At 63.3% G+C, this 12,657-nt stretch carries 10 protein-coding genes; 3 read left to right on the top strand and 7 right to left on the bottom strand.

Going from position 1 to position 12,657, the window contains the following annotated elements; translation table 11 throughout:
• Positions 1-4 precede the first annotated feature (4 nt).
• The gene (locus ACBR42_RS05555; RefSeq protein ID WP_102325623.1) at positions 5-1,546 is read left to right on the top strand and encodes an NADH-quinone oxidoreductase subunit M; all 1,542 of its coding nucleotides are present in this window, start codon (positions 5-7) and stop codon (positions 1,544-1,546) included.
• Between the two features lie 58 nt (positions 1,547-1,604).
• On the opposite strand, the gene parE is transcribed toward ACBR42_RS05555, so the two are convergent.
• Both parE and ACBR42_RS05545 read right to left on the bottom strand, forming a co-directional pair.
• Complete coding sequence (parE, locus tag ACBR42_RS05550; RefSeq protein ID WP_102325624.1) at positions 1,605-3,644, bottom strand: DNA topoisomerase IV subunit B; 2,040 nt, start codon at positions 3,642-3,644, stop codon at positions 1,605-1,607.
• A 142-nt stretch (positions 3,645-3,786) separates the two neighbouring features.
• Positions 3,787-4,332 (bottom strand): hypothetical protein, encoded by a 546-nt coding sequence (locus ACBR42_RS05545; protein WP_371207527.1) that lies wholly within the window; start codon positions 4,330-4,332, stop codon positions 3,787-3,789.
• A gap of 400 nt (positions 4,333-4,732) precedes the next feature.
• Here ACBR42_RS05545 and ACBR42_RS05540 point away from each other — a divergent pair, with 400 nt between their 5' ends.
• Positions 4,733-5,161, top strand: coding sequence for a hypothetical protein (locus ACBR42_RS05540; protein WP_371207526.1), 429 nt, complete (start codon positions 4,733-4,735; stop codon positions 5,159-5,161).
• A gap of 66 nt (positions 5,162-5,227) precedes the next feature.
• On the opposite strand, the gene ACBR42_RS05535 is transcribed toward ACBR42_RS05540, so the two are convergent.
• Positions 5,228-5,674, bottom strand: a complete 447-nt coding sequence (locus ACBR42_RS05535) for an Rrf2 family transcriptional regulator (protein WP_102325697.1) — start codon at positions 5,672-5,674, stop codon at positions 5,228-5,230.
• Between the two features lie 153 nt (positions 5,675-5,827).
• Here ACBR42_RS05535 and cysK point away from each other — a divergent pair, with 153 nt between their 5' ends.
• Positions 5,828-6,817, top strand: coding sequence for a cysteine synthase A (gene cysK, locus ACBR42_RS05530; protein WP_102325626.1), 990 nt, complete (start codon positions 5,828-5,830; stop codon positions 6,815-6,817).
• A gap of 99 nt (positions 6,818-6,916) precedes the next feature.
• Here cysK and ACBR42_RS05525 read toward each other — a convergent pair whose 3' ends face one another.
• The 4 genes from ACBR42_RS05525 to ACBR42_RS05510 all read right to left on the bottom strand — a co-directional run bounded on the left by ACBR42_RS05525 (position 6,917) and on the right by ACBR42_RS05510 (position 12,644).
• Complete coding sequence (locus ACBR42_RS05525; protein WP_162900434.1) at positions 6,917-8,062, bottom strand: OmpA family protein; 1,146 nt, start codon at positions 8,060-8,062, stop codon at positions 6,917-6,919.
• Between the two features lie 248 nt (positions 8,063-8,310).
• Positions 8,311-8,649: a DUF1491 family protein gene (locus ACBR42_RS05520; RefSeq protein WP_102325628.1), complete on the bottom strand. Its 339-nt coding sequence runs from the start codon at positions 8,647-8,649 to the stop codon at positions 8,311-8,313.
• 75 nt (positions 8,650-8,724) lie between these two features.
• Positions 8,725-10,431, bottom strand: coding sequence for a S41 family peptidase (locus ACBR42_RS05515; RefSeq protein ID WP_102325629.1), 1,707 nt, complete (start codon positions 10,429-10,431; stop codon positions 8,725-8,727).
• Positions 10,428-12,644, bottom strand: a complete 2,217-nt coding sequence (locus tag ACBR42_RS05510) for a ribonuclease R family protein (protein ID WP_371207525.1) — start codon at positions 12,642-12,644, stop codon at positions 10,428-10,430. The genes ACBR42_RS05515 and ACBR42_RS05510 overlap by 4 nt, the downstream gene beginning before the upstream one ends.
• Positions 12,645-12,657 lie beyond the last annotated feature (13 nt).

Raw genomic sequence — 12,657 nt, 5'->3', positions numbered from 1 at the left:
ATCCATGGATGATGTGAGACCGAATGTGCATCCGATCCTGCTGTCCCTAGTTACCTACCTGCCTCTTGCCGGGGTGGTGGCCATATTGCTCACACGCGGCTCAACCCAGACGGTCGAGACCGCCGCCCGATGGGTGGCGCTATGGACCAGTGGCATCGTGTTCGCGCTGGCTGTCATCATGTGGGCGGAATTCGATCCCACGCGGCCCGGCATGCAGTTCGAACAGCAGATCGGCTGGGCCAGTGGCGCGGGTATATCCTACCATGCCGGGCTTGATGGCATCAGCCTCATGTTCGTGCTGCTTTCCGCGTTCCTGACGCCGCTTTCCATCATCGGTGGGTGGCGGCAGGTGACGGGGCGCGTGCGTGATTACATGATCGCCATGCTGCTGCTGGAAACCACGCTGATCGGCCTGTTCTCGGCCCTCGATCTGGTGCTGTTCTACGTTTTCTATGAAGCGACGCTGCTGCCTGCCAGCCTCATGATCGGGATATGGGGCGGCCCGCGCCGGGTCTGGGCTTCGTTGCAGTTCTTCCTGTTCACGTTTGGCGGTTCGCTGTTCATGCTGCTGGCGTTGCTGGCCATGTGGAACGCGACGGGGACGACCGATATTGTCGCCCTTCAGCATCATGGTTTCGGCCATGCCATGCAGTGCTGGCTGCTTGCGGGCTTCATCATCGCTTTCGGCGTCAAGCTGCCGCTGTTCCCGCTGCATGCGTGGCTGCCCGATGCGTATACCGAAGCGCCTACGCCTGCTTCCGTCATGCTGTCCGGCGTGCTGTCAAAGGCAGGGGCATACGGACTGCTGCGTTTCGGTGTGCTGATGTTCCCCGATGCGGCACGTCTGTTCGCGCCGCTGGTGCTGACGCTGGGGGTGATTGCGGTGATCTATGCCGCCATGATCGCATTGGCCCAGACGGATATGAAGCGTGTGATCGCCTATTCGTCCTTTTCCCACATGGGGGTGATCGCCATCGGCCTGTTTACCCTTACGCCAGAGGGGATCGACGGGGCGATTTTCCAGATGCTGTCACATGGCATCGTGATCGCGGCCCTGTTCTTCTGTGTATCTGCCGTGTCGTGGCGTACGGAAACGCGTGAAATCAGCGCCTTTTCCGGTGTCGCGCACAAGATGCCGGTACTGGCGACGCTGGCCATGCTGTTCGTCATGGCCAATATCGGCCTGCCGGGGACCGGGGCCTTCGTTGGCGAATTCCTGGTCATGGTCGGTGCGCTGCATGTCTCCTTCTGGCTGGCCTTCCTTGGCGGCACCAGCATGATCCTCGGCGCGGTCTATATGCTGGTCCTGTATCGGCGCGTGCTGTTCGGGGCGGACCGGGGCGGGGTGGTTGCCCTGCTGCGTGACCTGACGGGGCAGGAACTGGCCGTGCTTGTGCCGCTGGCGGTGGTGACGCTGTGGATGGGCGTGCATCCGGGTTCGTTCCTGCGGGTGTTCGATCCCGCCGTGACCGGCCTGCTGCATCCCATGGCGACCGTGGCCACGGTGGAGCCTCATGTTGTCGCCCCGCTGACCGGCGCAGGCTGACAGGGCGACAGGAATGCAAAAAGGCCCGGTTCCTTCAGGGGAGCCGGGCCTTTTTTGTTTAGACGTCGAGGTTGTCGACCTGACGGGCATGGTCCTGAATGAAGCGGAAGCGCAGTTCCGCCTTGCGGCCCATCAGGTGCTCGACCCGTTCAAGGGTAAAGGCCCTGTCCTCGGGCGGGGTAATGACCTTGAGCAGCGTGCGGTGCTTCGGGTCCATGGTCGTCTGTTTCAGGTCGCCGGGCGGCATTTCGCCCAGCCCCTTGAAGCGGGAGACCTCAACCTTCGCATTGGGTTTGAAGTCCTTCTTCATTTTCCGCTCACGGTCGGCGTCGTCCATGGCGTAGACGCTCTTGCCGCCCTGTGTCAGTCGGTACAGCGGCGGCTGCGCCAGATACAGATGCCCGTTGCGGATCAGCCCCGGCAGTTCGCGGTAGAAGAAGGTCATGAGCAGGGAGGCGATATGCGCGCCGTCCACATCGGCATCGGTCATGATGATGATGCGGCCATAGCGCAGCCTGCTGGCGTCGAAGCTTTCGCCCATGCCACAGCCCAGTGCTTCCACAAGGTCACGCAGTTCCTGATTGCCGCGCAGCTTCTCGGTCGATGCGCTGGCCACGTTCAGGATCTTGCCACGCAGCGGCAGGACCGCCTGTGTTTCGCGGTTGCGTGCCTGCTTGGCGGACCCGCCCGCGGAATCCCCCTCGACAAGAAATATTTCCGTCTCCGCCGCGTTTTCGCGCGTGCAGTCGGTCAGCTTGCCGGGCAGGCGCAGGCGGCGGGTAGCACTTTTGCGCGGGGTTTCCTTCTGTTCCTTGCGGCGCAGGCGTTCTTCCGCCCGTTCCACCACGAAGGCCAGCAGGTTGTCGGCCTGCGGCGGGTTGCCCGCCAGCCAGTGGTCGAACCGGTCGCGCAGGGCCGTCTCAACCAGCTTGCTGGCCTCGCTGCTGGTCAGCTTTTCCTTGGTCTGGCCCTGAAACTGCGGGTCACGGATGAAGACCGACAGCTTGGCCGCGATGCAGCCCATGATATCATCGGCATTGATGCTGGCCGCACGCTTGTTGGCCCGCTGTTCGCCCCAGTTGCGCAGGCCCTTGAGCAGCGCGTTACGGAAGCCGGTTTCATGCGTGCCGCCATTGGGCGTGGGAATGGTATTGCAGTAGGAGGCAAGGGTGGCCGGTCCCTGTTCCACAAAGGCCACGGCCCATTCCAGCCGACCGGTGGCGGTGCCGTCGGCGGCGGTGGGCAGGTCGGCATCGCCCGACCACAGATCGGTCAGCAGGGCCGCCTTTTCCCCCAGTTCGTCGCGCAGGCTGTCGGCCAGTCCGCCGGGAAAATGCAGCACGGCTTCCGCCGGAACGTCATCCCCCTTGATCAGCGCCGGATCGCACGACCAGCGGATCGTGACCCCACGGAACAGGAAGGCCTTGGAGCGGCAGAGTCGGTACAGCCGCCCCGGTGAAAAATGCAGCCGACCAAATATCTGCGGATCAGGGGTAAAGCGTATCTGCGTGCCACGGCGGTTGTTGACGGGGCCGATCTTTTCCACGCCGCTTAACGGGTGCCCGCGTTCATAGACCTGCCGCCACAGGGCGCGATCACGCGCGATTTCCACCTCCATGCGGGATGCCAGCGCATTGACGACCGATGAGCCGACTCCGTGCAGACCGCCAGATGTGGCATAGGCCTTGCCCGAAAACTTGCCGCCCGCATGCAGCGTGGTCAGGATCACTTCCAGCGCCGAACGGTCGGGAAAACGCGGGTGCGGGTCAACCGGTATGCCGCGTCCGTTATCACGGATGGTCAGGCAGTCATTTTCTTCCAGCGAGACATCGATGGTGGTGGCATGGCCCGCCACGGCTTCATCCATCGCGTTATCGAGGATTTCGGAGGCGAGGTGATGGTACGCGGTTTCATCCGTGCCACCGATATACATGCCCGGACGGCGACGTACTGGTTCCAGCCCCTCCAGCACTTCGATGGCGCTGGCGTCGTAGGTATCGGGGCCGTTTTTTGCGTTTTCGGGCATGGCGGCGGGCGCGCTCTTGCGTCGGGCGGGCTTGCGGGGGCTGTCAGGCGTGGAAAAAAGATCGTCGTTCATGAAGCGTTCTTTGTTCTGTCGGGTCACGTCCTGTCAAGCGGGAACGCCTGACGCCCGGGCACTATGCCCGCACTTGCGGGCATGAAAAAGGCCGGACGCTGGCCCGGCCTTATTTTCTTTTATTCTGTCCGTAACCCGTGGATCAGCTACGCACGGTGTGGCGCGCCGGGGCACGGTTGCGGCTGCTGCTGGCGGCGGCGGCCGGACGGGCCGGGCGGTCGGGCGCGGTGCAGGTCAGGTAGGACGCGGGCTGGAGAATGTCCTTCGCCTGCGCGTAGTTGGACAGGTCGGCGGCACTGTCGAGCACCAGCACCTCATCGAACATGGACAGGCGCTGCTGGCAGAACGCCGTGCCGGACTTCAGGCCGCGCTCGGACTGTACATTCGCAAGCTGCGTGATGTAGTCATCATGCTGGCGCTGGGCATTGCGGCCGTAGGTGGTGTGGAAATAGCCGTTGAGGACATGTTCCTCATTCGTCAGCTTGCCACGGAACTTGACCACGAAGCTATTGTACTTGTCCTGCGCGCCGCATGACAGGGCCGTGACCATCAGTTCGCTTTTCAGCCCCTGCACGTCAAACGCCTCATGCGCGGGGGAGGGGGAGCAGGGGCCGGCAGCCAGTGCCTGCCCGCCATTAACCAGCCCTGTCAGGGCAAGGGCAGCAGCGCCAGCGCGCCAGATCGACATGGACATCAGGATGGGTTCTCCAGATATTGGGGCAGTTGCCAACGGGGATGCACGTGCCCCGCAAATTCCGGCAGGAATGAAATCCGATCAGGTCTATAGCGCAAACATTCAGTCGCCAAAAGGGAGAGTCAGGGCCGCCCCTTCAAAAAGCTGCGTCATGCCTGTTCCATGGGATGACAGCGGCTTCGGGGACGGGTATGCCACACGGGCAGGGCTTGTCCGCCTGCGCAAAGGACCAACGGGTCTTTCCCGCGGGGATGCGTTGTTCTACAGCGTATGCCAAAGCGGTTTGCCGTTGTGCCGATCCATGAAGCGGGGCGGCGCGGGCAAACTGTCCTGATAACGGGTGAAAAATCAAATACAGCGGAGCTGACGAGTGCGACTGCGACTGTCTGCAATCATGATGACGACGGGCATTCTGCTCGCCGGATGTGACAACAAACCGGCCGTTAACCTCGGCGGGCCTCCCAATCCCTACAATTACATGAAGCTGTCGGGGCAGTGTGATGTCGGCGCCCCCGTGGCGGCCGGTTCCAACACCCGTACGGCCACCATGCAGGTGCGCAGCGATGATGGCTACTGCGCCATCGAGACGCGGGCATCAGCCGGTCATGCCTATGCCTCCTTCGGGGTGTCTCCCGCGCCGGAGCATGGCAAGGCCTTCATCTACAATTACAACGATCACACTTATGTGACGTATACGGCCAACACGTCCTATACCGGTCAGGACAAATTCCGCGTCGTCCTGATCCGTAGCGAAAAGGAACCGCGTGAATATATGGATGTGACCGCAACGGTCACGGCCCCGGTTGTCGCCGGCGCCCAATGATCCACCCCGGCCCCGATAAGGGGCCGGGTTTTCCCCTGACGGGAGAGCTGGCCAGTCAGGCCGGTTTCAGATCGAGAAGGTGATCGGTTCGGGCAGCGAGCGGCGCATGCCGGCGTGTTCCGCCCGGCGCACCAGATCATCCAGACTGATCTTGCGACATTTCTCATCAATCATGGCGTCGAATTCCTGCCAGCACGGCTCGACAACCTTCTGGAACAGGCCACCGATCGGGCCGTCATCCGTGTTGTCGTCCGCCGTGATGACCGACAGGATATCCGCCATCAGGATATCGCGGCGGGGGCGGCCCAGCCTGTAGCCCCCGCGCGGGCCACGCACGCTTTCCAGCAGCCCGGAACGGGACAATGCCTGAAGCAGGGGTTCAATGCCACGCCGGGCCAGACCCGCGCGTTCGGCAATGTCGGCTGCACTGATGGTGCCATTGCGCCCGGCGTGAAAGGCAACATCCAGCATGATGAGAATTGCGATCATGGTCCTGTCGCGCCGGAGCAGCATATCGTTCAGCCTTGCTTTGAATAGGTTGGGAAACCAGTTCGCATCATTTACCAGTAATTGCCTGATTGATCCACGCTTCTGTTTGGGAGGATGGTAGATTATGTCAGAGTTTATGCGTGAATAGGCCATTTCCGTAACAAGGAGTGATACCGGATGAAAAAAACCACCCCAGCAGATCGCACGTATGGTTTTGCGGCGCCACGCGGCAAGGTTTACGATTCCATTGTGGATACGGTGGGGGGGACGCCACTGGTGGCGCTGCCGCATCTGACCCGTGAAGACGGGCTGGAAAGCCGCGTGCTGATGAAGCTGGAGTTCTTCAATCCGCTTGGTTCCGTCAAGGACCGCATCGGCGCCGCCATGATCGAGGATGCGGAAAGCCGGGGCGAAATCCAGCCGGGCAAGACCACGCTGGTGGAACCGACTTCCGGCAATACCGGCATTTCCCTGGCGTTTGTCGCGGCGGCACGGGGGTACAGGCTGATCGTGACCATGCCGGAAGGGGCCTCGATCGAGCGGCGCAAGATGCTGCGCCTGCTTGATGCACAGCTTGAACTGACCCCTTCGCGCCTTGGCATGGCGGGGGCCATCGCGCGTGCTGAGGAAATCCTTAAAAAAACGCCCAATGCGTGGATGCCCCGGCAGTTCGACAATCCGGCCAATCCGGACGTGCATGCCGCGACCACGGCCGAGGAAATCTGGGTCGATACGGCAGGCGAAGTCGATATCGTGGTGGCCGGACTGGGCACGGGTGGCACCGCCAGCGGCATTGCCCACAGCCTGAAGGCCCGCAAGCCGGGTATTGAGGTCTATGGTGTCGAACCGATGGAAAGCGCCATTCTCAATGGTGATGAACCCGGCCCCCATGGCATTCAGGGCATCGGGCCGGGGTTCTGCCCCCGCACACTGGATCTGGCGGCGCTGTCCGGTGTGCTGCCGGTCTCGGAACGCGAAGCCATCGCGGCGGCACGGCGCTGTGCGCGGCTTGACGGCGTGCCAGTGGGCATTTCATCGGGTGCGGCGCTGCATGCGGCTGTGCAGCTTGCAAACCGCCCGGAAAACAGGGGCAAGACGATCGTGACGATCGCGCCTTCCTTTGCCGAACGCTACCTGTCCACTTCCCTGTTCACGGGGCTGGTCTGATCCAGCCTCCGACATCATTTTTATGGTGCGCACAAAGAAAAAGCGGCTGCCTTACGGCACCGCTTTTTTCTTGCCCGGTTCCCGGTCAGCCGGAAGGGATCAGTGCAGGATGATCTCGACCCGGCGGTTCTGGGCTTCACGGGTATTGGCGGCAGTCTGGACCAGCGGGTTGGAATCGCCATAACCATGGATGTCGATTGAGGGGCCGGGCACGCCATCGCGCACCAGTTCGGCCTTGATTGTCTGTGCACGGCGCAGCGACAGCGCCTGATTATACTCTTCGCCCCGTCGGCCCGGATGGGCGGCGGAGTTGTCGGTATAGCCGTTAACCTCGATCCGTGTGGTCTGGGTATTGGTCGATGCCTGTGCCGCGACCGCCACGATGGAACGGGCGCGTTCGGTCAGGTCGCTGCGATCCCAGTCGAAAAACACCAGATAGGTCCGGTTTTCCGCCGGTGCGGGGGCCGCGATGGTGGGCGGCGGCGGCGGCGGCGGCGGAGCCGGATTGAATTCGTAACGCAGGCCGAGCATCAGCGAATGATTGAAGTCGGTGCGCGTATCACGGTTGCCGTTACGGAAGCCGTAATCGCTGTTCATGGCGGACAGGGCGGTTGCACTGCCCGTCACGATGGAACTGTGCGACTGCGGGCCAAGCATGGTCCAGAACCGGTATTCAGCCGTGGCGGACAGGCCGACAACCCAAGGCATGGGAAAGGCGAGGCCGAAAATGCCCTGATAGGCGAAATTGCCGTATGTGCCGCCGACATGCTGGCTGTAATTCTGGCCGTTCACATTACCGGTCATGGTGGCATTCATGTTCTGCCAGCCATAGCCGATACCCGCGCCGAAATACGGGAAAAGCCAGCTTTTGCCGATATCGAGGTCAAACAGCGCGTTGGCCATGATCCCCGATTCCTGCTGCCGTCCATCGGCATGGGCATGATATGCGGCATTACCGCCGACGGTTTTCAGGTCATTATTGCGATAGTGACCTTCCACCTCGACGCGGAAGCCGTTGCCCAGCCCCCAGCCAATGCTGCCGATTCCTGTTGCGCCCGGGTGGAATTCATCGCGTGCTGAAGAATGCCGTACGACCTGCCCCTGATTGAAGCTGGCACCGCCTTCACCGCTCATGTAGAGGCCCTGTACAGGCTGCGCGAATACCGGGGCGGAGACCAGGACGGAGCCGAGGGTAACCGAGGCAGTCAATAAAGACCCTGCAAGCAATCCGTACCGCAGATTCATACTCTTCATCTCCCTTCGACGGGCCTCTTCCGGCATATAGGCCCGGTCGGGTGCACGTGCCATCTTCCCTGGAAATATCAGCTTCAGCACTCTTTTGCTGAAAGAAACCACCCCTGACAATCCATTGTGACCCCGTTACGCGCCGCTTTGATCGGCTGGAGCCAACTGTCACGCCTGACTGTGTGCGAGATGCCACACCCATACGCCGGACTGGTTTCCCTGACTTTAACCCTGTGGAATCAGGTCTTTCATATCAGCCTTGCTTCAAACGGCGGCACCAGATCAGGGGCATCGAATTCCACAACCCAGATATCGGGGTCCCGGTCCACCTGCCTTGCGACGTAGGCATCGACGCTGGCCTGATCCACGGCCGCCTCCCCTGTAGCGCGGAACCATGCCCGGCGTCCATCGGGGGTGCGGGTGGGCGCCAGCACGCACAGGCGGCCTTCGCGGCCCAGAAGCACGATCAGCACGCTGCCCGCATCGTCATCGCCACGGTGCAGGACCATGCCCGGATTTCCGGTTTGTCCAGCCTGACGCAGCATTGCCTTGATCCAGATGCCGGTTTTCAGTCGGGTTTCTTCCATGGGGGCAGGCATCTCCGGTAATGCAGAAAGACAGAGGGAGACATGCAGGAATAGCACAGTTTCCCATGGGCCCGGTCAGCCGCCGCTGGCCGGAACGCCCCCTTCATCGGGTATGGTGGACAGGGCGGCACGGTATTCGACAGGATTGTCCAGCAGGGAATGGGCGGCATCCAGATCGCTGTCCGTGCCGATGGCGGCGGGGCAGGCCTTGCGGATTCCCAGGATATGCGAAGGGTCGACAGGATAACGGGTCTGGCGCGCGGCCATGACCCAGTCCCGGCTGTCTGCCGTGCCTTCCGCCAGATTCTGGAGCTGGCGTTCCATCTCGCTTTCGCCCAGACTCGTGCAGACCTGCGGCATCACGCCCAGCCCCTGCAGCGGCCAGCCCAGCGGGGCCAGCACGCGACTCCATGTCACGAACAGTTCGCCCCCATTGGGCAACTGGCCGATGGTCTGGACCAGTCCCTTGCCCAGCGTGGCGCTGCCGATCACCACGCCACGCTTCTGGTCGGACAGGGCGGCGGCCAGAATCTCGGCCGCACTGGCGGTCCGGCCATCCACCATCACGATAATGGGCAGGCCGTTGGTCATGTCGCCGCCCTGCACGGCCCAGACATGGTTGGCCTGCGGATCACGGCCCTGCGTTATCGCCGCCACGCCGTGATCGAGCATCAGGGCCGATGTGGTCACAGCCTGCTGCAGCACGCCGCCGCGATTGCCGCGCAGGTCTATGATCAGGCCGGAAATGCCCGGCACGTTCATGGCTTCGTCCAGATACTGGCTCATTTCTTCCGCCGTGTTGGCGGAAAAGGCCGTGATGTGAAGGATGACGTGCTTGCCACTGGTATAGGCGAAGACGGTTTCGGGCGGGGTGGACGCACGGTGGAGGGTAACCGTGGTCTGCCGTCCTTTTGATTCCACCGTTATGCGAACAAGGCTGCCGTTGGCGCCATTAAGCCATGAACTGACGGTATCAAGACTGCGTGATGCGGTAGGCCGCCCGTTGATCGCGCGCACGATCTGCCCCGCCGCCAGGCTTGTCGGCCATGCGGGACCATTGGCGTTGACCGCCGTGATGATGATGGCGTCATGATCGAGTCCCAGCGTCAGCCCCGCCGAGGCTTCGCCCCCGGTGCGGGTGCTGCGGTCCGATACGGCGGCGCCGGGCGCGATATAGCGGGAATAGGGGTCCAGATGATTGAACAGTTCATCGAAGAATCCCTGCAGCACGCCATCCTGTCCCGTATCGCGCATGGCGGGGGAATGATGCCACGCCATATCCAGCACATGGGTGATGGCGGCACTCCATCCCGGCAGGTCATCCGGCGCGGGCAGGGGCAGGGCCATGACCGTCCGCTGCGTTGCGACCAGTTGCAGGAAGCCGTGCTGTTCATCAATGCTGAGGGAGGGGTCGAGCGCGCTCAGCCCGTTCAGTCCCCACAGGGCGAAGTCATGGATCGTATGACTGTCCAGCGTGCGGGGCTGCAGGAAGGCGAGACTCGCCTGAATGACCGACGACAGGACCGCAAGATCCATGCCGGGCCCATCGGGCTGTTCCATGCTGTCTTCATGCAGCGGGGGGGCTGGCGTGGGCGTGCGGGGGGTAGCGGGCGCATCATCGGCATAGGCGGCGGTGGTCAGGCGCGCGATGACAAGCAGCAGGATGAAGGTGTCACGCGGGATATGGCCCAGCGTGGACATCCGCCGTCGCCATATGACGGCGGCCTCGCCCCCCATGCTTACGGGGCGTAGGATGATGGCCGGAAACCGGCGGCGTTTCATGGCCGCCGCCTTCGCCGGGGCGGCAGGGTGTCGGGAAGTGCCAGCAGGACTGTTCCCCGGATGGCGCATGCTTCTTCAATCCGTACGCACAGGGCCTGACCGGGGCGGAATACCATGGTCGCGTCGCGTGCCGATAATGTCTGCGTTTTTTCGTCGTGATGCCACTGATCTTCCGGCAGGGCAGACATGGGCAGCAGGGCGGATGTACCCGTTGCATCCAGAACGGTAAAAATGCCGAATCGTGACAGGCCGGATATATGCGCGTCCATCACCGTGCCCACGCGCGCCTGCAGCCATGTGGCGGCGTAGCGTTCCAGTGTCTCGCGTTCGGCCTGTGCGGCGCGGCGTTCGGTCTGCGTGATGGCCTGACCCGTTGTCTCCAGTTCCGTATGGTCCGGTGCGCTGCCCGATTCCAGCTTTGCTGCGACCAGCAGGGCGCGATGGGTCAGCAGGTCGGCATAGCGGCGGATGGGGCTGGTGAAATGGGCATAGGCGGGTAGCGAAAGGCCAAAATGGCCGATCGGGTCCGGGCTGTATTCGGCCTGATTCTGCGCACGCAGCACGAGTTCGTTGACCAGGGGGGCCTGATCGCTGCTGCTGACTTCGCGCAGGACGCGGTCAAGGTCGGCTGCGCGCAGGCCACCCACGGGTGGTAGGGATATGCCCATCATGTCCAGCGTGCGGCGCAGGCTTTCCAGCCGTTCCGGCGTAGGGGGCGCATGGATTCGATACAGGCAGGGGACATGCCGCCCCTCAAGGAAGCGTGCGGCGGCGACATTGGCCGCGATCATGAATTCCTCGACCAGCCTGTGACTGTCCAGACGGATGCGCGGGTGAATGGACTCTATCAGACCCGCGTCATCAAGGTGAACCTGCCGTTCCGGCATGTCCAGATCCAGCGTGCCCCGCCGTGCCCGTGCGCGCGACAGGCACTCCCATGCACCGAACAGGCTGTCGAGCAGTCCGTCAGGCAGGGACAGCATCGTGGTATCGGGTGCGCCATCGCGCGCGGCCTGCACCTGTTCATAGGTCAGGCGTGCGGCGCTGCGCATGATGCCACGGCCAAAGCGCGCGCCCGACACTGCGCCATCGGCTGCGACGTGCATATCGACGAAGATGCAGCCCCTGTCCTCACCGGGACGGAGCGAGCACCACCCGTTGGACAGTTCTTCGGGCAGCATGGGAATGACCCGGTCGGGGAAATAAACCGAATTGCCGCGCAGACGCGCTTCCCGGTCCAGCGCGCTACCGGGGCGGACGTACCAGGCGACATCCGCGATGGCTACGGTAATGCGGAAGCCATCCCCATCGGGTTCGGCATAAATGGCATCATCAAAATCGCGCGCATCCGCGCCATCGATGGTGACAAGCGGCACGTCACGCAGGTCCGTGCGACCATCGGGTGAGACACCCCGCGCGGCTCTGGCCTGCGCCAGTGCTTCCTGCCCGAAGACGTGAGGGATGCCGTGCATCGCCACAGCCAGCATGCTGATGGTCCGGGCATCGCCCTGCGGACCAAGGCGCTGGATGATTCGCGCGGGGTGCAGGCCCGGCCCGGACTGGGGCAGGGGAATGGCGATGACGATTTCGTTATCCGGCGCGTCGTCATCCTCGCCCATGGGAATGACCCATTCCGCCCTTGCGCGGCGATCCGCCGGGGTCAGCCTGCCTGCGGGGCGAAAGCGCGCGGGGGCCGCTGCTGCCGGGTCCGTGTCCCCAAGGGCGCGGAACAGGCCCACGATCTGCACCGGCGCATCCGTCAGGCGACGCAGGGTGCGGCCTTCATACCGGCCGGGACCAACGCGACGCAGGCGCGCGACCACGCGTTCACCGGGGGCGAGGGCCGCGCGTCCGCGCAGTTCAGGGTGCATGAACACGGTGGGGGAAGGCCCGTCGCCATCCCATTGCACGGGCCGAGCGATGGGGTCGCCATCGGCATCGGTGCCGGTGACCTGCACCACGGCGGATTCGGGCAGGCGGTCCGATACACGGAACCGCCGCGCACCGGCCGGGGCAAGCGTGCCGTCCAACGCCATTTCCCGCAGCATGGCGCGCAGGGCCTGCCGGTGTTCGGGACCAAGGCCGAATTCCCGGCTGATCTCGCGCTTGCCGATCCGGCCCGGCGCGTTTTCGATAAACGCGCGAAGCTGCTCACGTTCCGGCAGGCCGCCCGTACGGGCCGGGGATGTGCCCGTGGGCAGGCTGTCCGGCATCTGGAAAGTTGCT

The organism is Komagataeibacter sp. SM21, from assembly GCF_041402665.1.
Taxonomy (GTDB): domain Bacteria; phylum Pseudomonadota; class Alphaproteobacteria; order Acetobacterales; family Acetobacteraceae; genus Komagataeibacter; species Komagataeibacter saccharivorans.
Note: the sequence above shows the minus strand (reverse complement) of the source record. Positions and strands in the feature narration are given on the sequence as shown.